20 protein-coding genes are annotated in these 22,813 nt (G+C 75.3%); 6 read left to right on the forward strand and 14 right to left on the reverse strand.

Going from position 1 to position 22,813, the window contains the following annotated elements:
- The first annotated feature begins 41 nt into the window (after window positions 1-41).
- The gene (locus tag VEW93_11160; GenBank protein ID HYI62347.1) at window positions 42-1,490 is read left to right on the forward strand and encodes an NAD(P)/FAD-dependent oxidoreductase; all 1,449 of its coding nucleotides are present in this window, start codon (window positions 42-44) and stop codon (window positions 1,488-1,490) included.
- Between the two features lie 21 nt (window positions 1,491-1,511).
- On the opposite strand, the gene VEW93_11165 is transcribed toward VEW93_11160, so the two are convergent.
- The 4 genes from VEW93_11165 to VEW93_11180 form a co-directional block, all read right to left on the reverse strand.
- On the reverse strand, window positions 1,512-2,012 hold the full coding sequence (locus VEW93_11165; protein HYI62348.1) for a hypothetical protein: 501 nt from the start codon (window positions 2,010-2,012) through the stop codon (window positions 1,512-1,514).
- Window positions 2,013-2,077: 65 nt separating this feature from the next.
- Window positions 2,078-2,959 (reverse strand): hypothetical protein, encoded by an 882-nt coding sequence (locus VEW93_11170; GenBank protein ID HYI62349.1) that lies wholly within the window; start codon window positions 2,957-2,959, stop codon window positions 2,078-2,080.
- A 264-nt stretch (window positions 2,960-3,223) separates the two neighbouring features.
- Complete coding sequence (locus tag VEW93_11175; protein ID HYI62350.1) at window positions 3,224-4,423, reverse strand: sterol desaturase family protein; 1,200 nt, start codon at window positions 4,421-4,423, stop codon at window positions 3,224-3,226.
- A 68-nt stretch (window positions 4,424-4,491) separates the two neighbouring features.
- A complete protein-coding gene (locus tag VEW93_11180; GenBank protein HYI62351.1) occupies window positions 4,492-5,322 on the reverse strand; it encodes an SDR family oxidoreductase in 831 nt (276 codons plus the stop codon).
- Between the two features lie 280 nt (window positions 5,323-5,602).
- On the opposite strand from VEW93_11180, the gene VEW93_11185 reads away from it, so the two are divergent.
- On the forward strand, window positions 5,603-6,529 hold the full coding sequence (locus tag VEW93_11185; GenBank protein ID HYI62352.1) for a hypothetical protein: 927 nt from the start codon (window positions 5,603-5,605) through the stop codon (window positions 6,527-6,529).
- A gap of 37 nt (window positions 6,530-6,566) precedes the next feature.
- Here the strand turns inward: VEW93_11185 and VEW93_11190 are convergent, their stop codons facing one another.
- Window positions 6,567-8,369 (reverse strand): DUF4214 domain-containing protein, encoded by a 1,803-nt coding sequence (locus tag VEW93_11190; protein HYI62353.1) that lies wholly within the window; start codon window positions 8,367-8,369, stop codon window positions 6,567-6,569.
- Between the two features lie 170 nt (window positions 8,370-8,539).
- On the opposite strand from VEW93_11190, the gene VEW93_11195 reads away from it, so the two are divergent.
- Window positions 8,540-10,177: a hypothetical protein gene (locus tag VEW93_11195; GenBank protein ID HYI62354.1), complete on the forward strand. Its 1,638-nt coding sequence runs from the start codon at window positions 8,540-8,542 to the stop codon at window positions 10,175-10,177.
- A 34-nt stretch (window positions 10,178-10,211) separates the two neighbouring features.
- On the opposite strand, the gene VEW93_11200 is transcribed toward VEW93_11195, so the two are convergent.
- From VEW93_11200 to VEW93_11235, 8 genes are all read right to left on the reverse strand, one after another.
- Window positions 10,212-10,499, reverse strand: a complete 288-nt coding sequence (locus tag VEW93_11200; protein ID HYI62355.1) for a DUF2277 domain-containing protein — start codon at window positions 10,497-10,499, stop codon at window positions 10,212-10,214.
- A 58-nt stretch (window positions 10,500-10,557) separates the two neighbouring features.
- Window positions 10,558-11,436 carry an LLM class F420-dependent oxidoreductase gene (locus VEW93_11205; protein HYI62356.1) on the reverse strand — a complete coding sequence of 293 codons (879 nt, stop codon included), beginning with the start codon at window positions 11,434-11,436 and terminating at the stop codon, window positions 10,558-10,560.
- 32 nt (window positions 11,437-11,468) lie between these two features.
- Window positions 11,469-12,188 (reverse strand): TetR/AcrR family transcriptional regulator, encoded by a 720-nt coding sequence (locus tag VEW93_11210; GenBank protein ID HYI62357.1) that lies wholly within the window; start codon window positions 12,186-12,188, stop codon window positions 11,469-11,471.
- Window positions 12,189-12,306: 118 nt separating this feature from the next.
- Window positions 12,307-13,701: an FAD-dependent oxidoreductase gene (locus VEW93_11215; GenBank protein HYI62358.1), complete on the reverse strand. Its 1,395-nt coding sequence runs from the start codon at window positions 13,699-13,701 to the stop codon at window positions 12,307-12,309.
- A 48-nt stretch (window positions 13,702-13,749) separates the two neighbouring features.
- On the reverse strand, window positions 13,750-14,157 hold the full coding sequence (locus tag VEW93_11220; GenBank protein HYI62359.1) for a glutaredoxin domain-containing protein: 408 nt from the start codon (window positions 14,155-14,157) through the stop codon (window positions 13,750-13,752).
- Window positions 14,154-15,263, reverse strand: a complete 1,110-nt coding sequence (locus VEW93_11225) for a pirin family protein (GenBank protein HYI62360.1) — start codon at window positions 15,261-15,263, stop codon at window positions 14,154-14,156. Before VEW93_11225 ends, VEW93_11220 begins: the two co-directional genes overlap by 4 nt.
- A 94-nt stretch (window positions 15,264-15,357) precedes the next feature.
- Window positions 15,358-16,833 (reverse strand): M1 family metallopeptidase, encoded by a 1,476-nt coding sequence (locus VEW93_11230; protein ID HYI62361.1) that lies wholly within the window; start codon window positions 16,831-16,833, stop codon window positions 15,358-15,360.
- 80 nt (window positions 16,834-16,913) lie between these two features.
- Window positions 16,914-17,831 (reverse strand): alpha/beta hydrolase, encoded by a 918-nt coding sequence (locus VEW93_11235; GenBank protein ID HYI62362.1) that lies wholly within the window; start codon window positions 17,829-17,831, stop codon window positions 16,914-16,916.
- Between the two features lie 62 nt (window positions 17,832-17,893).
- Between VEW93_11235 and VEW93_11240 the strand changes: the two genes are divergently transcribed.
- Complete coding sequence (locus tag VEW93_11240) at window positions 17,894-19,348, forward strand: MFS transporter (GenBank protein HYI62363.1); 1,455 nt, start codon at window positions 17,894-17,896, stop codon at window positions 19,346-19,348.
- Window positions 19,349-19,360: 12 nt separating this feature from the next.
- Here VEW93_11240 and VEW93_11245 read toward each other — a convergent pair whose 3' ends face one another.
- Entirely contained in the window at window positions 19,361-20,338 is a 978-nt protein-coding gene (locus VEW93_11245; protein HYI62364.1) for an LLM class F420-dependent oxidoreductase, read from the reverse strand.
- Window positions 20,339-20,449: 111 nt separating this feature from the next.
- Here VEW93_11245 and VEW93_11250 point away from each other — a divergent pair, with 111 nt between their 5' ends.
- Window positions 20,450-22,009: an amidase gene (locus tag VEW93_11250; GenBank protein HYI62365.1), complete on the forward strand. Its 1,560-nt coding sequence runs from the start codon at window positions 20,450-20,452 to the stop codon at window positions 22,007-22,009.
- Between the two features lie 208 nt (window positions 22,010-22,217).
- Entirely contained in the window at window positions 22,218-22,796 is a 579-nt protein-coding gene (locus VEW93_11255; GenBank protein HYI62366.1) for an HD domain-containing protein, read from the forward strand.
- The last annotated feature ends 17 nt before the right edge of the window (window positions 22,797-22,813 follow it).

The raw sequence follows: 22,813 nt of genomic DNA on the forward strand, positions 1-22,813 counted from the left end.
GGGGACGCGCCCCCGGTCGCCGGGCAGACGAGGAGAGGCACGTGGTCGATGCCGTGGTGGTGGGGGCCGGGCCCAACGGCCTGGCCGGTGCCGTGGCCCTGGCCCAGCAGGGCCTCGAGGTCACCGTCCTGGAGGCCCACGAGGCCATCGGTGGCGGCACCCGCACCGAGGAGCTGACCGTCCCCGGCCTGCTGCACGACGTGTGCTCGGCCGTGCACCCGCTCGGCGTGACGTCGCCCTTCTTCGCCTCCCTCCCCCTCGACGCCCACGGCCTCCGCTGGCGGTGGCCCGAGGTCGACCTGGCCCACCCGCTCGACGGCGGGCGGGTGGCGGTGATGGTGCAGGACCTCGACCGCACCGCCGCCGGCCTGGGGCCAGATGGCCCGGCCTGGCACCGCACGTTCCGGCGCCTGTCGGAGGGCTTCGACGCCCTGGCCCTCGACGTCCTGCAGCCCATCGTCCACGCTCCCCGCCACCCGCTGGCCCTGGCCGGCTTCGGCACCAAGGCCCTGCTCCCGGCCACCACCCTGGCCCGCCGGTGGAAGACGGAGGAGGCCCGCGGGCTCTTCGCCGGCATCGCCGCCCACGTCATCCAGCCGCTGGATCGACCCACCACCGCGGCGGCTGGCCTGCTGCTGGCCGCCGCCGGCCACCACCGGGGCTGGCCCGTGGCCGAGGGCGGCTCCCGGGCCATCACCGACGCCCTGGCCGGCCTGCTCCGCAGCCTGGGCGGCACCATCCGGACCGGCGCGCCGGTCCGGTCGCTGGCCGAGTTGCCGCCCCACCGGATCGCCCTGCTCGACGTGTCGCCCCGGTCGATGGTGGAGCTGGCCGGCGACGCGCTGCCGCCCCGGGTGCGCCGGGCCTACCAGCGCTTTCGCTACGGTCCCGGCTCGTTCAAGCTGGACCTGGCCGTGGAGGGGGGCGTGCCCTGGACGGCCGAGGTCGCCCGCCGGGCCGGCACCGTCCACCTGGGGGGCACGTTTGAGGAGGTGGCCGCGGCCGAGGCCGAGGTGCACCTCGGGCGCGTGTCCGAGCGGCCGTTCGTGCTGGTGGCCCAGCAGCACGTGGCCGACCCCACCCGGTCGGTGGGCGACGTCCACCCGGTGTGGACCTACGCCCACGTGCCCCACGGCTACGACGGGGACATCAGCGAGGCCATCCTGGCCCAGCTCGAGCGGTTCGCCCCCGGGGCGCGTGAGCGCATCGTGGGCCGCCACGCGGCCGGGCCCACGGCCCTCCAGGCCGACAACGCCAACTACGTCGGCGGCGACATCGCCACCGGCGCCAACGACCCCCTGCAGGTCGTGTTCCGGCCCCGGATCGGCGGCGACCCCTACGCCACCGGGATCCCGGGCGTGTACCTGTGCTCGGCCGCCACCCCGCCGGGCGGTGGCGTGCACGGCATGAGCGGCTTCCACGCCGCCGCCACCGCCCTCCGCCACCTGCGCCAGGGGGACCGGGCCGGGGCGGACGATCACGTGGCGTGACGGCGAGGCTCCGGGCGTCGCTCAGGCGTAGCCGACCGACGAGGCCCGGTTGTCCATGGAGCTCAGGTTGAGGAGGGTCCCGCCGGCGCCGTCGTGGGCCTCGTTGTCGCCGGTCAGGTTGATGTTGTCGAAGTGCTTGATGACGCCGCACGACCGCTGACGGGTGGAGCTGATGAGGTTGTTCCAGGGGTCGTTGGTGGCGAAGGCGATGCTGCCGTCGCAGCTGCCGCCCACGTCCAGGATGGCGCCGGCCCCCCCGCTGTTGGCGTAGTGGGTGGCGACCACGCTCAGGAGCGAGCGGTTGGACAGCTCCTCGGGGTCGACCCAGTCGCAGTCGAGGGTGGAGGTCGCCCCGTTCTGCACGTCCTCGATGGCCAGCGTCTCGGTGGTGCACAGCTCGACCAGGTCGAAGGAGGCGGCCGGGGCCGGGGCCTGGGCCACGACGGCCACCGGGGTGGCGCTGACCGCGGCGACGGCGGCGATGCGGGCGACGGTGGGGCGGGTGCGGGCGGTTCGGGACATGTGGCTTCCTTGGTGGGTCGGCGGGTGATGTGGGGGACCTGGGAGGAGGAGCTGGGCCCCGGCGGTCACTGGGCCGGGCGGATGGCGACCTCTTGGTACACGGTGAGGGCAGGGTCGGCGATGCTGGCGCCGGCGCCCTTGCGGGTGATCGAGCGGACGGTGGCGGTGGCCGGGTCGACCACGGCCTCCAGCTGCCCGCCGTCAGGGGCCGAGGCGACGATCACGACCCCCGAGGGGCTGCCGGCGCGGCCCGGGGCCGAGCCGAGGACCTCCACCCCCAGGGAGTCCAGGATGTCGAAGAGCGCAGCCCGTGTGGGCCCCGGCGGCAGGGGGGTGGTGAGCACCTCCAGGACGTACCGGACCAGGGTGAGCCCGCTGGGCCGGGGGGCCACCTGCTGGCGCATGGCGTCGAGCAGGGCGGCGGGGTCCTCCGGCAGGGCGGAGACCTCGTCGGGGGTCAGGCCGCCGACGAGCAGGTCGCGTGGTGTGTCGTAGACCTCCGGGTCGGGGCTCGGGGTGCCCGGGGGGTCCGAGGTGGCGAGGACGTCGACGCGGCCCTGCCCGTCGCCGGCGATCTGCTGGACCTGGCGCTGCTCCGGCACGTCGTCGGGCGACTGCTCCGGGCTGCGGAGGAGGTCGACCCAGACGTAGAGGACCTCGCCCTCGGAGAGGCGGGACCCCGGCTGGTCCCGGGCCACAGCCCCCAGCTCGGCCAGGGTGACGCGGGCCCCCGGCTCCGCGGTGGTGGCCGTGGCCAGCTCGTCCTCGCCGGCCGGGTGCCGCTGGACGACCAACAGCGCGACCAGCAGGACGCAGGCCACCACGGCCAGGGAGGCGACCAGCGGACGGCGGTCCGGGGTCGGTCGCAGGCCGGGCCGGCCGGCCGGGCCCATGTCGATGCGCCGCTGGACCTCGGCCCAGATGCGGTCCTCGACCTCGGGCGCCATCTGGCCGTCGTCGTCGTGGTTGGTCGGTCGGCGTCGCCGGGGGCCGATCATGGCGGCCCGCGCCGCGCGGCGCGAACCGTCCCCGCGCTTGCCCCTCTGGCGGTGTGCACCCGTTCACCCCTTGCCCGACCCAGACCCCCACCACTCGTCCTCGACCATCAGAGCACAACGATGGTCCCTTGTCATGCGGTCTCACCCGGGAGTGAGCCCCCCGCCCGGGGCCCGCCCCGCCCCGCCGGCCCGGGTGGCCCCTCCGATGCCCCCTCAGGCCACGCCGGCCGTGGGCTGGGGCTCGTGGCGCTGGGCGTGGCGGTCATAGGCCCAGCCCGGGCCCCGGAACACGAAGCCCAGGCGGTCCGACCAGGTCTCCGACCGAGCCACGTCGCGCAGGATGTCGACGTGCTCGTGGGTGGCGATGCGGGCCGGGTTGAAGGTGTCCACGTTCTTGGTCAGGCCGTAGGTGACGGGCTCGCCCTCCCGCTCGAAGGTGCCGAACAGCCGGTCCCAGAGGATGAGGATGCTGCCGTGGTTGCGGTCCAGGTACTGCCGGTTGCTCCCGTGGTGCACCCGGTGGTGGGAGGCGGTGTTGAACACCTCCTCGACGGGGCCCAGCTTGGGGACCGCCTCGGTGTGGATCCAGAACTGGTAGATGAGGTTGACGCCGCGGGCCGTCTCGATCACCGCCGGGCGGACGCCCAGCAGGCTCATCACCCCGTAGGGCACGAACATGCCGAAGACGTCGGCCACCGGTTGCCGGAGGGCGGTGGAGAGGTTGTAGCGCTCGCTGGAGTGGTGGACCACGTGGATGGCCCACAGCCACCGCGTCTCGTGCATGAGCCGGTGGTTCCAGTAGTAGATGAAGTCCCAGGCCAGGATGGCGCCGGCCACCGCCAGCGGCCCGGTGCCGAGGTCGCGCCGGGCCCCGTGGCGCGACCACAGGCGCGTGGCGGCCGTGCGCGACGCCCAGGTGGTGGCTCCCGCCGTCACCCCGGCCGCCACCGCGGTGGCGCCGGCCGAGGAGGCCACCTTCCGGGCCAGGCGGGCCATGCGCCGCCGCCGGTCGCGCCCGGGCGGGAGCTCGCCCTCCCCCGGGGGGGCGAGCTCGGCAGCGCCGGCCGCCTCGTCGCCGCGGGCCGGGGGGAGGGTGCCGGCCTCGGGCAGGCCGTCGGTGCCCCGGCGGGCCAGCACGTCGGCCACGGTGGTGACGGCGGCGGCCCCCACGGCGGTGGCCACCAGGGCCTTGCCGTAGCGGCCCTTGCCGGGGACCACGGGCGAGAGCACCTTCCCCAGGGCGAGGGGCACGACCAGGCTGCCCACGCCCATGGACAGGCTGGCCAGCGTGTCGCGCCGCTCGTAGTCGCCGGCGCTGGGGGGCCGGCCGGCGGCGGCCTGGCGCTTGAGGTAGAGGTGCTCGGCCCCCATGCTCCCGAAGTAGAACGGGATGGCGGCGACGGTGAGATCCACGGTGTCCCCCTGGTGAACGGACCGGCGTCCATGGTGCCACCACCCGCCGCCCCGGACCCAGGGGCGCCCTAGGGGCGTCGCCGGGCGCCGAGGCCGATGAGGCGTTGGTAGACGGTCGGGGGCAGGCGGGCCAGCACGTCGATGGCGTGGCCGTCGGGGCCGATCATGGCCCGACGCTTGTCGAGCTGGACGGCCCGGACGATGACCCGGGCCGCCTTCTCGGGGCTGGTGATGAACAGCTTCTCGAAGTCCTGGCGAGCCTGCTCGGGATCGGAGCCGATGTCGACCAGGCTGGCGTGCATCCGGGCGTTGCGGGCGATGTTGGTCCTGATGCCCCCCGGGTGCACGGTGGTGGCCGACACGCCGCAGCGGGCCATGTCGAGCTCCAGCCGCAGGGCCTCGGTGAAGCCCCGCACCGCGAACTTGGCCGCGTTGTAGGCCGACTGCGAGGGGATGCCGATCAGCCCGAAGACGCTGGAGACGTTGACCACGTGCCCCTCGCCGGACGCCTTCAGGTGGGGCAGGAACGCCTTGGTGCCGTGGACGACGCCCCAGAAGTTGACGCCCATGAGCCACTCGATGTCCTCGTAGGGCATGGCCTCCACCGTGGCCCCCAGGGCCACGCCGGCGTTGTTGACGACCAGGTTCACCCGCCCGTGGCCCTCCACCACGTCGTCGGCCCAGGCGTGGACGGCGTCGCGGTCGGCCACGTCCACCGCCGCGGTGGTCACGGTCACGCCCCGGGCCTGGGCCCGATCGGCCGTCTCGGCCAGGCCGGCCTCGTCGACGTCGGAGAGGGCGAGGTGGGCGCCTCGCCGGGCCAGGTCCAGGGCCAGGGCCCGCCCGATGCCGGAGGCGGCCCCGGTGACGGCGGCCACCCTGTCGTCGAAGTGCTTCACCGGGCGACCTCCAGGTTCGGGGACCGGCCGGTGCACTCTGGCCGGGGTCGGCTCCCCGGGAAAATCGGGGGCGGGGCGCGCCCGGGGGCGCGTACGGTGCCCCGCACGGTCCGGTGACCGACCCGGGCGGTGACGGCGAGGCGCAGCCCCGTCATCGCCTGCCGGTCCTCACCGGATCCCGGGCACCCCCGGGGCGGACGCGGCCTCCCGCGCCGCGCCGCCACCGGGGCCCGGCCACCCGGCGGCCACCCGGCGGGCCCGGTGGCGCGACCATGGGCCGGTGACCGGCGAGCGGAGCGACGGTGGGTCGGTGGATGGTGGGGGGATCGGTCCGGGCGGGCCGAGCCCCGCCGGCGGGGGCGGCCCGGTCCGTGGGGGCGGGGCGCCACCGTGGCGCGTCGATGCCGGGCTGGCCCGGGAGCTGGCCGAGCTGGTCGGCTGGGACCCCGGCGACGGCCCCGGCGCCCTGGTGGCCGCCCTGGCCGCCCGGGTCCCGGCGGGGACGACGGCCAAGCTGGCGGCCGTGGCCGCCGGCCAGGTGCCACCGGGGGCCGACCCCGAGGCCATCGCCCGGCAGATCGTCACCGACCGGGTCGAGGGCCGGCCCACGCCGGCCTGGTCGTGCTGGGCCCTGTGCACGGTCCTGGCCGCCCTGGTCGACACCATGGGCGGGGGCGGCGCCCGGGTCGTCGCCCTGCGCCGCATCGACGGGCGGGCCCCCGAGGTCGACCTCCACTCGGTGGTCCTCGTCCCCCACGCCGGGGCGACGTTGCTCTGCGACCCCTACTTCGCCGCCGTCGTGGGCGGTCCCGGCACCCCCCAGCGGGAGCGGGCCCACCTGGGGGTCTGGGCCCAGCGCACCGACGAAGCCGACGGCCGGTGGACCTACGAGGTGGGCCACGGGCGCTGGCGCCACCGGCTGCGCTACCGCGTGCTCGGGCCCGCCCTGGATCGGGGCGACGTGCGGGCCTGCTGCGCCATCTCGGTGGTCCACTCCGGGGTGCCCCCCACCCCGTTCGCCGGGCTGTGGCGGGACGACCTGGCCGTCGACGCCCACACCCACAGCGGCGGGGGGTGCGCGGTGCGAGAGTGGCGGCGGGCCGGCCCCGACGCCGTGTGGGAGGGGGAGGTGACCCTGACCGAGCACCCGGACTGGGCCGCGGCCACCGCCGATCTCGCCACCCGCACCGGCATCGCCGTGCGCTGAGCGGAGGGGCGACCGAGGCCCTCGGCCGCCCCCGTCCTCAGCCCGGCGTGGCGACGGGGCAGATCCGGGCCAGGGCCCGGGCCGCGGTCCGGAGCGGGTGGTGGCCGCTGGAGAGCCACCGGTTGGTCACCACGGCGTGCTGGTCGCTCGACACCGGCACCTCGGCGCCGCAGGGGCGGCTGATGGCGGCCCGGACGCCGACGGCGGTGGCCTCGCCGGTGCGCCCGAAGGCCAGGGCGGCCCGGCGGGTGGCGGCGCCGTCGGACCCCTCGAGCCGGGCGGCCCAGTGGGCCACGCCGGCGGCGTCGCCGGCCCGCCCCAGGTAGGTCCGGTAGAGCAGCTCGGCCAGGCCCTCGGGGGCGCCACCGCTGTGGACCCCCGCCTCGGGGGTGGCGACGAGCCGGGCCAGCAGGTCCTCGGCGGCCAGGCCCCCGGCCAGCCGGCCGGCCCAGTAGCTGCGGCCCGACGGGTCGGCCGGCCGGTCGAGGACGGCGGCGTAGGCCTGGTCGACGACGCGGCCCTGGGCCTCGCCGCTGCGGGCCACGGCATCGGCCACGGCCGCCCGGGCGGCGCCGCGGTCGAGCCGGTCGAGCCAGTGGGCCAGGCCGCCGGCGTCCACGCCCCGGCCCAGGAGCACGTCGTAGGCCCGGCGCACGAAGACCTCGTCGTGGCTGACGACCCGGAAGGTGCGGGTCACCGGCTCGGCCGCCTCCCAGTTGTCGTCGCCGCCCTGGCTGGCGGTGACGGCGCAGGTCCCCGACCCCTCCAGGGTGACCTCGTCACCGTCGATGGAGCAGGCCCCCTCGGCGGTGAGGTCGACGGCCAGCTCCGAGAAGGCTTCGGCGGTGACGGTGAAGGGTGGGTCGCCCTCGATCCGGTCGGGGAGGGGATCGAAGTTGATGGCCTGGTCGGCCTGGGCGATGGTGAGGGTTCCCGAGAACGGGGTGGCCGAGGTCAGCTCCTCGTCCAGGGCGACCGACACGGCGTAGGTGCCGGCGTCCGTGGGGACGGTGGAGCCGCCGTCGTAGGTGACGACGGTGTCGAGGCCCGAGGGGTCGGTGGTCACGGTGACCGGGCGGGGCGTGCCGTCGTAGGCCTGGTCCAGGCCGGTGACCGAGATGGTGGCCGGGCTGGCGTCGAAGCTGACGGTGAGGGGGGCCGGGGCCTTGTTGGGATCGGCGGCGACCGAGCCGGTCTCCTGGAAGTGGCCGTCCAGCGAGGCCGGGAGGACGTCGAGGAAGGGCTGGGGGAACCGGCGCCATCCGGCCAGGTTGGGAGGGTTGTCGGTGCGGAGCACGAAGTCGGGCGTGACGGTGAAGCTGACGTTGGTGCCCTCCTCGGCCACGCTGGCGTCCGCGACGGTGAAGGTGGCCACGGTGGTGCCCTCCGCCGGGGTGGACCACACGTGGCTGCCCGAGGTGAACAGGGCGTAGGACACGGTGGCCTCGACCCGGCCGGTGTCGGCGGCGTCCACGACGACCACCGGGTCGGCCACCTTGACGCGGTAGTTGCCCTGGGCGATGTTGCCCAGCTCGAAGGCGCCGGAGTAGGCGACCCGGGCCGCGCCGGTCGCGGCGTTGTACTGGGCCGAGGTGACGGTGGGGAACACGAACCCGTCGGCGGTCTTGGTGGCCGGGGCGGTGGTCGCCTGCGCCGGGGCCAGGCTGCTGCTGGTGAAGGCGTGGGCGGACACCTTCCAGGTCAGCCCGACCGGCACCGCGGCGCCGGAGGGCGCCGGGGCCGCGCCCACCAGGGCCGCCGCCGTGGCCAGGGCCAGGGCCAGCAGGGCGCCGAGGGCCCGGGGCGCCGATCGGCGGTCGGTGGGGTGCAGCATGGTCATCGATCTCCTGATGGGTTCGTCGCCTGAGCCACCCAGGCGTGTAAGGCTTGCCTATCACACGACGGTGGGCGGCCGGCAAACCTGACCCCCACCTGAAAGGGCAATCTGCACGGCCCGTGCGAGTTGCCGTACGCTCATGGCGCACGTCACACCACTGGAGGGCCGTGACAATGAGCGTTCTGACCACCGATGCCCCGAGCCCGGATCACGCCGACGGCGAGACCGGGACGGCGGGCCCCCACCTCGGCTGGGCCGTGGCCGGCCTGTCCGCCGGGGCCGCCGCCATCCACTTCGCCATGGTGCCGGGCCACGCCGACGGCAGCCTGGTCGACCCCATCGGCTTCGCCGTGGTCGGCTGGTTCCAGCTCCTCGTGGCCGCGGCCATCATGGCCGACCGGGCCGGGCGCAACCTCTACCGCGTGGCGGTGGTGGGCAACCTGGCCGTCCTGGGCCTGTGGCTCTGGAGCCGCACCGCCGGGCTGCCGGTCGGGTCCCACTCGGGCACGGCCGAGGACTTCGGCACCGTCGACGGCATCACCGCCCTCCTGGAGGTGGGCGTGATCCTGGTGGCCGCCCGCATCCTGCTGGCCCCCGCCGGGCAGCGGGTGGCCCGGGGCCGCATCGCCCCGGTGCTGGCCGCGGTGGCCGCCCTGGGGCTGGCCACCACCGCCATCACCTCCACCGACGCCGCCGAGCACGGCGGCGCCGACCACGGCCACGGCGAGGAGGCGGCCGCCGGCCACGCCCACGGCGAGGACCCCGCGGCCCACACCACCCTCATGACCGAGATCGACCAGAGCCGCTGCGACGAGGGCTTCAACATCCCGGCCTACTGGGAGGAGACCAGCTACCTGGGCATCGACACCTACCAGGGCGGGGCCATGGCCGGTGACGAGCACGCCCACGACAGCGCGGGGGCGACCGCCGAGCCCGACCCCACCGAGGGCAAGGGCTCGCCCGACCTCGACCGCCTCGTCGGCCTGACCACCCTCGCCTCCGGCGGCGAGATCGCCGCCGCCCAGCTGGTGGCGGCCCTGGGCGAGGTCGACGACGAGACCTACGACGCCTGGCTGTGGTGGCTCCGCAGCTCCGGCACCGTCGGCGGCAGCCACGAGCACGCCGCCTCCGCGGCGCCCGGCGACTCCGGCGGCCACGGCGGCCACGCCGGCCCCCAGCCGTGGGCGGCCATGACCGATCCGGCCCAGTGCGCCCAGCTCGAGGACGAGATCGACCTGGCCCGCGAGACCGCCCTCCGCCACCCCACGGCGGCCGACGCCGTCGAGGCCGGCTACATGCGGGTCACGCCCTACGTGGCCGGCATCGCCGCCCACTACATGAACTTCGACCTGGTCGACGGCACCTTCGACATCGAGGGGCCCGAGATGCTCCTCTACGACGGCAACGAGCCCGACGCCCACATCGTCGGCCTGAGCTACTACATCAACCAGGAGGGCACGGCCGAGCCCACCCAGGGCTTCACCGGCGCCAACGACCACTACCACCGCCACGTCGGTCTGTGCGTCGGTGCCGGCGGCGTGATCGGCGACAGCACCACCACCGAGGAGGACTGCGCCGCTCGGGGTGGCACCAAGGCCAACGGCTCCAAGGGCTGGATGGCCCACGCCTGGGTGGTGCCCGGCTGCGAGAGCCCGTGGGGCGTGTTCAGCGCCGCCAGCCCGACCCTCGACGGGGCCCTGCCCGAGGAGTCGGGCCAGAACGACGGGGGCTGCTCGGCCAGCGGCGTCCGCCAGCGCTACGACATGGGCGAGGCGCTGGCCACCGAGCCCATCAGCAACGACGGGGGCTGAGCAGCCCCTCTCCGGCGGCCGAGGGGGCCGGGCCCTAGCCGGTCCGGCCCTCGGCCTCCCGGGCCGCCATGCGGGCCCGGACCTCGGGCCGGCGCAAGGGCGGCACCGTCTTGGGCGGCTGACGTCGGTCGGGCAGCTGGGCCAGCAGGTGGCCGGTGGCGTGGGCCACCGCGGCCACCGCCTCGTCGAAGGCCTCCTGGGTGGCGGGCGTGGGGGCTCGCACCCCGCTGACCTTGCGCACGTACTGGAGGGCGGCGGCGTCGATCTCCTCGGCGGTGGCCGGAGGTTCCAGGCCCCGCAGGGTGGTGATGTTGCGGCACATGCCCCCAGCCTCGCAGCCGCGACGCCGGTCCGCGCCCCCGGGGCCCGACGGGCCGGTGTCAGCCCCGCCCGAGGTCGGCGGTGGGGGCGATGGCCCGCTCGCCGTAGGCGGCCAGCGACGCGGCCGGGTCCGAGAGGAAGGCGAAGGACGGCACCACCACCCGGTCGACGCCCAGGGCGGCCAGCTCCTCGGCCGCCCCCACCGGGTCCTCGCCCATGAGGCCGGCGCTGCCGGCCGTCACCTCGAGGTCGTCGGGGTCGCGCCCGCAGGCCACCGCGGTCTGCCGGGCGATGTCGATGAGCTCCCCCAGGTCGCCCTTGCCGGGGAAGAAGCCGTCGCCCAGGCGCCCGGCTCGCTCGGCGGCCCGGCGGCTGTGGCCCCCGACGTGCACCGGCACCCGCCCGCGGGGCGGCTTCGGGTTGACGCTGGCCCCGGTGAAGCGGACGTGCTCGCCGGCGTGCTCGGCGTGGTCGCCGTCCCACAGGGCCCGCATCACCGCCACGTACTCGTCGGTGCGGGCACCGCGCCCCTCGAAGGGCACGCCCAGGGCGTCGAACTCCTCCCGGAGCCAGCCCACCCCGATGCCCAGCTCCACCCGGCCGCCGGCCAGGGCGTCCAGGGTGGCCAGCTCCTTGGCCAGGATGACCGGGTTGCGCTGCGGCAGGATCAGGATGCCGGTGCCCAGGTGGATGCGCTCGGTGACCGCCGCCACCCAGGTGAGCCAGATCAGGGGGTCGGGCAGGTCGGTCTCCGCGGCCATGACCATCTTGCCGGAGCGGTCGTAGGGGTACTCGCTCTGGTAGCCGTCGGGGAAGATGACGTGCTCGACGGTCCACAGCGACTCGAACCCGGCCGCCTCGGCGCCCTGCGCCAGCTCGACCAGCCCGTCGCGGCCCGCGAAGCGCATGGTGTTGGAGAAGACGATCCCGAACTTCACGAGGCCTCCCGGAGCTCGACGGCCCGGCGACCCTAGGCCGCGGTGTCGGGGTCCCGCGGCCAGGTGCCCGTGGCGGAGACGCCCAGTCCCCGCAGCAGGGCCCGGATGCCCAGCTCGAAGTCCTGGGCCGCCTCGGTGGGGTCGAAGCGGTGGGTGAAGGTGCGGACGCCGAGCTCCGGGGCATCGGCCGGGGCGCAGTCGGTGCTGAGCAGGCGGGTCCGGTAAGCCTCGGGCCGCTCCCCCATCCGCTCCCGGTAGCGCACCTCGCCGGCCTCCTGGACGATGAAGCCCATGCTGAACCGGGTGATGGTGTTGGTCACCTGGGGGATGTCCTCGTCGGCCACGCCCGCGGCCCGGCACAGGTCGAAGGCGACCCGCACCACCTCGGCCCAGTTGCCCTTGGGGAGGGGCCGGCTGGCCACCAGGGGCGCCAGGTTGGGGTGCTCCAGGAGGACGCGCCGGTGGTGGAGGGCGACGTGGACCATGATCTCCATGGGCTCGGTCGGCAGGGGCTCGGGCACGGCGTGGAGCCGGGCGGCCTCGTGGTCGACGATGGCGTCGAACAGGGCGGCCTTGTCCTCGAAGTACCCGTAGACGGTCATGGGGTCGACGGCCAGGGCCCGGCCCAGGTTCCTCATGGTCAGGCCGTCGAGGCCCCGCTCGTCGATCACCGCGATGGCGGTGGCGATGATCGCCTCGCGGCTGAGGGTGCGCCGGTCTCTCCCTCGAGGCTCGGTGTCGCCAGTGGCCATCTGTCCTCCGGTCGTGGCCCGTCGTCGGGCCCCAGCCTGTCATGGGAGGAGCATCGATGGTCACATCGAAGTCTCTAAACCAATGTGAGTGGTAGAGGTGTTCAGTCCCGCCGACTGATCACGAGCGCATCGGCGCCCTGTCGCCGACCAGCCACGCCACCCGCCGGTCCCAGCGGGCCAGGGCCCTCTCGTCGATGGTGGCGGGGTGGCGACGGCCCATGGCCTCGGCCCCCTGGGCCCCGGCCAGGCGGGGCAGCATGGTGGCGGCCAGGCGCGGGTGGCGGGCCAGGCGGGAGGCCAGGGCCGGTAGCTCCGCCACGGGCACGGCGTCCCAGCGCTGGTCCAGGCCGCTGTGGGTCATCCGCTCGGTGACCAGCCCGGCCCGCAGCATGGTGCGGACGCCCTCGCCGCCCAGGGCCGAGCTCAGGCGGCGCAGGCCGTCGTAGGCGGCCAGCAGGCCCCCGAGCTCCCGCTGGAAGCGGGCTTGGTACCCCCACAGGACGGCCTCGTCGCCGGGGTCGTCGGCCCCGGCCACCGCTTCGGCCAGCACCCGCCCGGCGATGAGGCCCACCCCGATCCCCGAGCCGTGGGCCGGGAAGACCTGGCCGGCGGCCTCGCCCACCAGGGCCAGGCCGGGGGCCGTGAGGCGGGCGTAGGGCCGGCGGAGGGAGATGACACCGGTGCCGCTCTGGACCGGTTCGCCGATCCAGGGCTCCTGGGCCCGCACCGCGGCCAGCATCGCCGGGGCGTGCCCGTGACGACCGTCGGCCAGGCAGCCCACCAGCACCGACACGTGCTCGAAGTCCTCCGCCACCTTGATCGACCGGGTGGAGAAGCCCCCGTTGGTGCCGACCACGTTGACGGCGTCGCCGGCCTCCACCCCGAACCGGTTGAGGAAGCGCTTGGCCCCGTCGGTGTCGCCGATCCGCAGGTGGGAGTCGCTGGCCGAGCACAGCTCGTCCTTGCGCACCGGCGGGCACCACCGGTGCAGCACCGAGGACTCACGGCGCAGGGCCCCGCGCCGCCCCGAGGCATCGACGAACAGGGCCGCCTCCAGGCGGAGCGGGACGGGCGCCCCACCCACCGGTGCGGCCCGGAGGTCGAGGGCCACGATCCGCCCGTCGCGCTCCTCCACCTCCAGGTCCGAGGCCCGCTCCCACATCTCGACCCCGGCCTCGGCGCCCAGGCGCCGCAGGCGGGCGCCCAGGCGGGCCATGTCGACGCTCGGCACCGGGTTGTGGGTGACGGTCACCCCCCGGCGGCCGTCCGGATCGAAGAGGTGGAGCGCTCCCCCGTCGGACACCCGCTCGGGCGGCGCCGGCAGGGGGAGGTGGGCGCGGGCGACCTGCCAGTCGAGAAGGCCGTTGTGCCACTGGGCCCCGCCCTCGTCCAGGGCCCGCCGCTCGACCAGCACCACCGAGGACCCCTGAGCCGCCAGCTGGTAGGCGACGTTGGCCCCCGACGTCCCCGCCCCCAGGACGGCGACGTCGACCTTCACCGTCCTGCGCTGCACGGCCGGCAGGCTACGCCGGCGGCCGGGTCCGGGCCCGCCGGGCCGGGCTCAGCGACGCCAGAGCCGGCCGGAGCTGGGGGGCGCCTCCACCGGGATGCCGGCCTCGGCGGCCAGGGCCAGGACGGCGCGGGCCGACGGGTTGACCAGGAAGCGCCCGGCCACGTGCACGGTGGGGACGGTCTCGTTGCCGCCCGCCACCGCCCGCACCTGGGCCGCGGCGTCGGGGTCGTCCCAGATGTTCACCTCCCGGGGGGCCAGCCCGCCCTTGGCCAGCCGCCGGAGCAGGGTGGTGCAGAACGGGCACCCCGGCCGCCAGTAGACGACCACCTCCGGCCCGCCGACCGGCGGTTCCTCGACCTCCGGCCCACCGGCGGGCGCGGCCTCGGCCTCCTGCGGGCTGCCCGCAGGCCCGGGCCAGGCCTCGCCGGCCTCGTCCTGGGGGTCCGGGTCGGTCACGGGCGAGAGGGGGCGGAGGCGGGCGACGGGGCGCCGGGGACGGGCCGGTCCTCGGGGTCGACATCCTCGACCCGGCCATCGGGGCCGACCTCCTCGAGCCGGCCGTCGGCGTGGCGGGCGAAGCGGCCCCGCTCCGCCGGGTGGACCGGATCCTCGTCGGCCCAGGGCCAGCCCCCGAACTGCGTGCGCCGGTAGTCCTCGAAGGCCTGCTGGACCTCGGCCCGGGTGGTCATGACGAACGGCCCGTAGCGGGCCACCGGCTCGCCGATAGGGCGGCCCTGGAGCACCAGCACGTCGGCCCCGCCCGGGCTCGACACCTCCACCGGCCGGTCGGCCCGCACCACGGCGCCGACCTCGATGGGCAGCGGGTCGTCGTGGCCGGCCACCTCCAGGGCCTGGCCGTCGAACACGTACAGGGTGCGGACGGTGTCGGGCCCGGCGGCCGGCGGCATCGTCCAGGCCGCGCCCGGCTCCAGCCGGACGTGCCAGATGGCCACGTCGGCCTCGGCGCGGCTGGCCCACGAGCTCGGCGGCGGCGACGGCGGCTCGGCGTCGCCCAGGCGGCCGGCGATCACGGTCACCTCGGCCACGGGGCCGTCGGGCCGGGCCCGGTGCCGGAGGCGGGGGACGTCCGCGTCCCAGAACATGGTGAAGTACGGCTCCACGAGCTTGTCCGAGGCCGGGAGGTTGAGCCAGATCTGGAACAGCTCCAAGGGGTTGGGGCGGTCCCGGTCGAGCAGGGGGAACATCTCGGAGTGCTGGATGCCGGCGCCGGCGGTGAGCCACTGCACATCGCCCAGGCCGAAGCGGGCGGCGGCCCCGAGCGAGTCGGCGTGGTCGATGATGCCGGTGCGCACGTAGGTGACGGTCTCGAAGCCCCGGTGGGGGTGGGGTGGGAAGCCCGGCACCCGCCGGCCGTGGTACATGCGCCAGCCGTCCCGGCCCTCGAAGTCCATGCCGATGTCCCGCCCGTCGAGGGGGGCGTCGGGGCCCAGCTCGGCGGTGCCGGCCGGGTAGGCGTCGTCGTGGTGGGCGCAGAACAGGAAGGGGTCCATCGTGGGCCACTGGGCGCCGAGGGGCATGGTCTGGAGCACCGGATCGCTCATGGGATCCAGGCTACGGGGAGGCGGCAACCTCCCGACCCGCTGGCCGGCCCGCAGCACCGGGGCGCGGCACCGGCGCCCGCCTGCTCAGGTCGCGCTACGGGAACCTCGACGGGGGCACCTCGGCCTCCAGCCAGGTGGCGAAGAAGTCGGCCAGGTCGCGACCGGCCACCTCCTCGGCCAGGGCCACGAAGTCCTCGGTGGCGCGGCTGGTGCCGGCGTTCTCGGCCACCCAGCGCCGCAGGAGGGTGAAGAAGGGCTCGTCGCCGACCTCCCGGCGCAGGGCGTGGACCACCACCGCGCCCCCCTCGTAGACGGTGGGGCCGAACATCTCGTCCCGGGTGGGGGCCCCGGTCGGCGGGCCGCCCCGCTCGACCCGGTCGGCCAGGGCCTGGGTGGCCGAGGTGGCCAGGGCCCGCTCGCCGGTGTGGTCGAGCCACAGCCACTGGCCGTAGGTGGCGAAGCTCTCGGCCAGCCAGATGTCGTCCCAGCGGGACGCGGTCACGGCGTCGCCGAACCACTGGTGGGCCAGCTCGTGGGCCGCCACCTGCAGGTCGACCGCGTCGCGGCCGAAGACCGACCGGCCCTGCTGCTCCAGGGCCAGGCCCAGGGGCTGGCCCACCACCGCCACCCCGTAGGCGGCGAAGGGGTAGGGCCCGAAGGCCTCCTCGAAGAAGGCCACCTGGTCGCCGACCCGGTCGAGGAAGGGGGCCAGGGCCTCGGCGTCGTCGCGCAGCACGGCGCTGGACAGCGGGAGCCCGCCGGGGGCCGTCCCCTCGACCAGCACGAAGTCGCCCACCAGCACCTGCAGCAGGTAGGTGGCCATGGGGTCGTCCATCTCCCACACCCAGGCCCCGGCCTGGCCCTCGGGCGGGGACGACACCCGGACCCCGTTGGCCACGGCGATGGTGCCCGGCGGGGGGGTGACGGCGATGCGCCAGGTGGCCTTGTCGGAGGGGTGGTCGAGGGAGGGCAGCCAGTCCCGGGTGGCCTCGGGCTCGTTGATGGTGAAGGCGTGGTCCTCGGCCACCACCCAGCCCGGCCCCAGCTTGCCCTCGCTGTCGACGGGGGTCGGGTCGTCGGTGAAGGTCACGGCCAGGTCGACGGTGGCGCCGGCGGCCACCGGCCGGTCCGGGGTGACCAGCAGCTCCGGGTCCTCGAGGGTGAAGGCCACCGGCTCGCCGTCGAGGGTCACCTCCTCGACGTCCATGGACCGGGCGTCGATGGCCAGGCGGGGCAGGTCCTCGGTGGCCCGCAGGGTGAGGGTCACGGTGCCCGAGGCCAGCAGGTCGGCGTCCACGTCCAGGTCCACGTCGTAGTGCCGGACGTCGATGCCCGGCGCCCCGAGGTCGGGGAAGTACGGGTCGCCCAGCCCGGTGGCTGGGAGGCCGCCCGACCTGCCCGGGGGGCCGGCCGTGGTGGGGGCCGAGCGGGGCGCCGTCGTCGGGGCCGAACGGTTGCCGTCCCCGTCACCGTCCCCCCCTCCGCAGGCCAGGGCGGCGGCCAGGACGAGAACGGCGAAAGCCGGGGCGGTGCGGGCCCGGCGGGCCGGGCGGCCGGCGGCGAGGGGCATCGGGGCCCTCATCGAGGGGCCGGGTCGAGGACGGGCCGGAAGGGCTGCCATCTCGGCGCCGCGGGGGCGGTCACCACGGCTCAACGGCGGCGGTGGGGCTCGGAGTGCTCCCAGTCGGCCAACAGGGTGCGGAGGGCCGTGAGCAGGATGAGGGGCTGGTCGAGCATGGGGTGGTGGCCGGCCTCGGGGATCTCGATGACCGGGGCCACCCGGCCCAGGGCCTCGTTCATCGACTGGCCGATGTCGAGGGTCACCAGGCCGTTCTCCGAGCGCAGGAGGGCGAAGCGGGCCACCACCCGCCGCAGGTGGGGCAGGGCGATGGCCCGGATCGACCCGCCGGCGAACTGGGCGAACACCGTGCGGTCGAACTTCCAGCGGTAGCCCTCGTCGCCGGCCACCAGGGACCGGCGGCCGACGTGGTCCATCACGTAGTCGAGGTAGCGCTCCTGGGCCGGCACGGTGCGGAACCGGGCCAGGGCCTCGGCCTCGGTCGGGTAGGTCCGGGGCCGGCCGAAGGCCTCCTTCAGCCGGTACGACTCCACCTCCGGGTCGGGCTCGGTGACCGGCGAGTCGCAGATGACCACGCCGGAGACCCGGTCGGGGTGGAGGGCGGCGGTGGCGATGGTGACGAAGCCGCCCATGCTGTGGCCCACGATGGTGGGCAGGCCCTCGATGCCGGCGTCCTCGGTGACGGCCATGACCTCGTCGGTCCACTGCTCGAAGTCGTAGACCGGGCGGTGGCCGCTGTCGCCGTGGCCCGACAGGTCGATGGCCACCACCCGCAGCTCCTCCGCGAAGGGGGCGGCCACGTGGGTCCACCAGTGGGCGTGGGCCCCGCCGCCGTGCACGAAGACCAGGCCCCGGCGGCCCCGCTCACCCCAGGCCAGGTAGTGGATGGGGCAGCCGGCCACCTCGACCTGCTCGTCGGTGAAGGGCACGGCCAGGGCCCGGCGGAACCAACCCGGCGCGTCCGGGTGGAGGGGCACCTCGGCGGTCACGGTCCCCGAACCTAGGGCCCGCCACTGGCCAGCCGACAAACTTGCACGCCTAGTGTAGGAAGATGCCCACCCCGGGAGGTGACCGCCACCACGAGGCCCCGGTGGACGCCCCGCCGGCCCCCGAGGCCCGCGCCTTCCCGCTGTGGCCGCTGATGGTCATGGCCCTGGTGGCCCTGGTCGACCAGATCGACGTGTCGGTGGCCCGGGGCGTGCTCCCGGTGCTGGAGGACGAGTGGGGCCTCAGCGACACCGAGCTGGGCCTCATCTCCTCGGTGTTCATCGTGGTCAGCACCATCGCCACCATCCCGGCCGGCTACGTGGCCGACCACTACCGGCGCACCCGGGTCATCGGGTGGACCCTCCTGTCCTGGAGCGGCCTGATCCTGCTCTCGGCCACCGCCGTCAACTACGTGAACCTGCTGGTGGCCCGAGCCCTCATGGGCGTGGGCCAGGCCGTCGACGACCCGGCCTCGACCTCGTACCTGGGCGACAGCTACCCGGCCCGGATGCGGGCCCGGGTGTTCTCGTTCCAGCAGGTCAGCTTCTTCCTGGGCGGCGGCATCGGGCTGGCCGCCGGCGGGGCCATCGGCGAGTGGCTGGGCTGGCGCTGGGCCTTCGCCCTGGTCGGGGTGCCGGGCGCCCTGGTGGCGCTGGCCGTGTTCCGCCTCCGCGAGCCCCGCCGGGGCGAGGCCGAGCTCCCCGCGGCCATGACCCAGGCCGAGGTCGACGCCCTGCCGCCCCGGGCCACCGACCGGCTCTCCGGCGCCGGGGGCCTGTCGTTCCGGCAGTTCACCCGCCTGGCCGGCACCGAGCTGGTGAGCCAGATGCGCATGATCTTCGGCATCCGCACCATGCGCTACGTGCTGGTCGGGGTGGCGGCCCTGCTGTTCACGGTGGCCGGCATCGGCACCTGGCTGGCCATCTACCACGAGCGCTACTCCGACATGTCGGCCACCCAGGCCACTGCCGTCACCGGCGGGCTGCTGGGCATCGGCGGGCTGCTCGGCACCCTGGGCGGCGGAGCCTTCTCCGACCGGTACCACCACCGGTGGATGGGGGGCCGCATCGTCATCGTGGTCTGGTCGGCGGTGGCCAGCGCGGCGCTGTTCATGGCCTCCTTCGCCGTCGACGCGGTGCCGCTCCGCCTGGCCCTCCAGTTCGTGGGCGTCACCGCCGCCGCCGGGGCCGCCCCCGGCCTGCGGGCCGTGATGCTGGACGTGGTGCCCCCCGAGTCCCGCGGGGTCGGCGCCTCGGCCCTGGCCCTGACCTCGTCCATCTTCGGCCAGGCCCTGGCCCCCGTGCTGGTGGGGGCCATCTCCAGCGCCACCGGCTCGCTGGTGGTGGCCTTCTACATCGTCTTCCCGCCGGTGATCCTGGGGCTCCTGCTGCTGCTGCGGGCCCGCCACACCCTGGCCGACGACGCCCAGGCCATCATCACCGCCATCATGGAGGAGAACCAGCTCCTGGAGGCCGAGCGCCGGGCCCTGGGCGTGCTCGACCCCGACACCGCGCCCTGACCGGGCGCCGGCTCAGGGCACCACGCGGCTGAGGGTCTGGCCCAGCAGGGCCACCCGGCCCTCGACGTGGCCGTTGGCCGGGGCGCTGACGGTGAAGCCGTCGATGCCGGTGGCCATCTGCTCGGAGAACAGCTCGCCGATCTCGTCGGGATCGCCGTGGGGGACCATGGCCCGCACCCCGGCGGCCTGCTCGGGGTCCATGGAGGCCACGTCCAGGCCCCGGGAGGCCAGGAAGGCGTCCAGCTCGGCCACGGCCTGGTCGTGGGTGGGGGCCACGCAGGCCCGGCCCTGCCAGGTCACGGTGATCTCCGAGCGGTCGCGGCCCAAGTCCGCGCAGTGGCCGGCCAGGGCGTCGAGCTTGCGGGGGATCTCGTCGGCCCCGCAGATCAGGTTGGAGTCGGTGGCGAAGCGGGCCACCAGGCGCAGGGTCTTCCTCTCGCCCCCGCCGCCGATCATGACCGGGATGGCCGACAGCGGGGCCGGCGAGTTGATGGCCTCGGTGACCTGGTACCACCGCCCGTCCAGGCTGGGGCGCTCCCCGGCCAGCATGCCGGTGATGATCTGCAGGGCCTCCTCCAGCTTCTCGAACCGGTCGGTGAAGGTGCCGAACTCGATGCCGAAGGCGTCGTGCTCCAGCTCGAACCACCCGGCCCCGATGCCGAGCTGGCCCCGGCCCCCCGACACCACGTCCAGGGTGGTGACGGTCTTGGCCAGCACCGCCGGGTTCCGGTACGTGTTGCCGGTGACCAGGGCGGAGAGCCGGGCCGTGGAGGTGTGCTGGGCCAGGGCCGCCAGCAGCGTGTAGCACTCCATCATCTCCAGCTCCGGCGGGCCCAGCATGGGCAGCTGGTAGAAGTGGTCCATCACCATCACCGTGTCGAAGCCCGAGGTGTCGGCCTCGGTGGCCTGGCGGGCCACGGTGGGGAAGAGGTCGGCCGGGGCGACCCCCTCGTAGGTGAAGTTGGGGATCTGGTAGCCGAGGCGGGTCACGGCCGGCCACCGTACGGGCGTCCCGGACCCGCTGCACCGGGCGCCCGGGGAACGGAGCGAAGGGTCCGTTCCTCTTGGGGCCGGGCCGGCCCGCGAGCGATGATGGAGAGCGTGGACACCCCATGGCAGAACGATGCTTGCTCCCTGGTCGACGCCTTCCGAGCCGGGGAGCGATCCCCGGTCGAGGAGCTGGACGCCACCCTGGCCGCCATCGAGGCGTCGGACCTGAACTGCTTCTCCTTCCTCGACCCGGAGCGGGCCCGGGCGGCGGCGCGGTCCGCTGACCTGTCGCTGCCCTTCGGTGGCGTGCCCACCGGCATCAAGGAGCTGGAGGCGGTGGAGGGCTGGCCCGACACGGGAGCCTCCCTGGTGTTCAAGGACCGGGTGGCCGACCACACGATGCACAGCGTGCAGCGCCTCCTCGACGAGGGCGGGGCCGTGCCCGTCGGCCTCACCACCTCCAGCGAGTTCGGCGGCCTCAACGTGAGCGTCACCAAGCTCAACGGCGTGGCCCACAACCCGTGGCGCCACGGCCGCACCGTGGGCGGCTCGTCCGGCGGCGCCGCGGCCTCGGTGTCGGGCGGCCTGGTCAGCCTGGCCACCGGCGGCGACGGGGGCGGCTCCATCCGCATCCCCGCCGGCTACACCGGCCTGCTGGGCATGAAGGGCACCTTCGGGCGCATCACCCGCGGGCCCTCGGCCATGAGCCGCCCCAACACGGTGGTGCTGGGCAACCTGGCCCGGTCGGTGCGTGACGCGGCCCGCTTCTACGACGTGTGCGCCGGCGTCGACCCCTACGACCCCACCAGCCTGCCCTCGCCCGGGCGCTGGGAGGCCGGCCTCGGCAACCAGGACCTCCGCGGCCTGAAGGTGGCGGTGGTGCCCGGCCTGGGCGGCGTCACCCTGGAGCCCGGGGTGGAGGAGCGCATCCGCGAGCAGGCCGAGCTGCTCATCAGGGACAACGGCATGGTCCAGGTCGACCTGGACGTGCGCCCCCCGAACCTGGCCGCCCAGTGGATGATGGGCAACCTGTCGACCCTGCTGGCCGAGCTGGGCGACCAGTGGCCCCGCTGCGCGTCGCAGCTCACCGACGAGGTGGCCCTGGGCCTGTTCCTGTCGCAGGCCTTCTACAACCTCCACACCGCGGCCTCGGCCGAGGCCCTCCGGGTGCAGGCCAACACGGCCATGGCCGATGCCTTCGCCGAGGTGGACCTGATCATCGCCGCCACCAACCCGGGGCCGGCGTTCCCGGCCGAGTCGGTGACCAGCAACCCCGAGGACGACCTGCTCGACTGGGTCCGCTCCAACCCGGCCTTCCGCTACGCCTTCCGCGGCGCCCTGATGGGCACCCGGCTGGCCACCACCTTCGCCCCCGCCCTCCCGACCCGCATCCTGGACTTCTTCAGCAGCCGGTTCCCGGACATGGTGAACATGGGCGCCCTGACCATCATCGCCAACATCTACGGCAACCCGGCGGTGTCCATCCCGGCCGGCACCGTGGACGGCCTGCCGGTGGGGTTGCAGGTGCTGGGCCGCCACCACACCGACGACCTGCTGTTCGACGTGGCCCTGTCGGTGGAGCGCGAGCGGCCGTGGCCGCTGGTGGCCCCGCCGGTGGCGGTGGCCGGGGGCTCCTCGACCACGGCCTCCTCGGAGCCGGCCCCGGCCTGAGCGGCCGCGCCGTCGCCGCTCAACCGGAGCGCCTAGGGCGGACGGCCCCCCTGGCCGTGCAGAGGACACCCCGGAGTGGTAGCGACCTGTCAGGAGGCGCCAACGCCGGTGGTCGTCCGGGCGCGTGAGGAGACGGGCGGGCCGTCGCGGTCGTAGGCTCGGTGCCGCGCCGGGCCGCCACGGGCCGGGCGGAGGTTGGAGGCCTGCCATGACGACGACCGAGCCGGAGAGCCGGGTGGAGCCCACCACGTTCACGCGGATGGACGAGTCCACCGCCGAGCAGTGGGCGGTGATCGGCGGCGAGACGCTGAAGAACCAGCCCCGGGTGGCCGAGCAGTTCCTCACCATGCTGCGCCAGCTGGCCGACATCACCGACGGCTTCGCCACCGACCAGCTCACCCACGTGCTCCAGACGGCCACCCTGGCCGAGCGGTCCGGGGCCGACGACGAGATGGTGTTCGGGGCCCTGTGCCACGACATCGGCAAGGTCATCAGCGTGTTCAACCACCCGGCCATCGCCGCCGAGATGATCAAGCCCTACGTCCGCTCGGAGGTGTACCACGCCATCCTGTACCACCAGGACTTCCAGGGCCGGCACTACTACGAGCACTTCGGCAAGAGCCCCGACGAGCGCGACAAGCACCAGGGCCAGCCCTGGTTCGACCTGGCCGCCCAGTTCGCGGACGAGTGGGACCAGGTGGCCTTCGACCCCAACGCCGAGACGCTGCCCCTGGAGCACTTCGAGCCCCTGGTGCGGCGCCTGACGGAGATGCCCAACAGCTTCTAGGGGTCGCGCCCGCCGCC

It is taken from the genome of Acidimicrobiales bacterium (assembly GCA_035630295.1).
GTDB lineage: Bacteria > Actinomycetota > Acidimicrobiia > Acidimicrobiales > Iamiaceae > Iamia.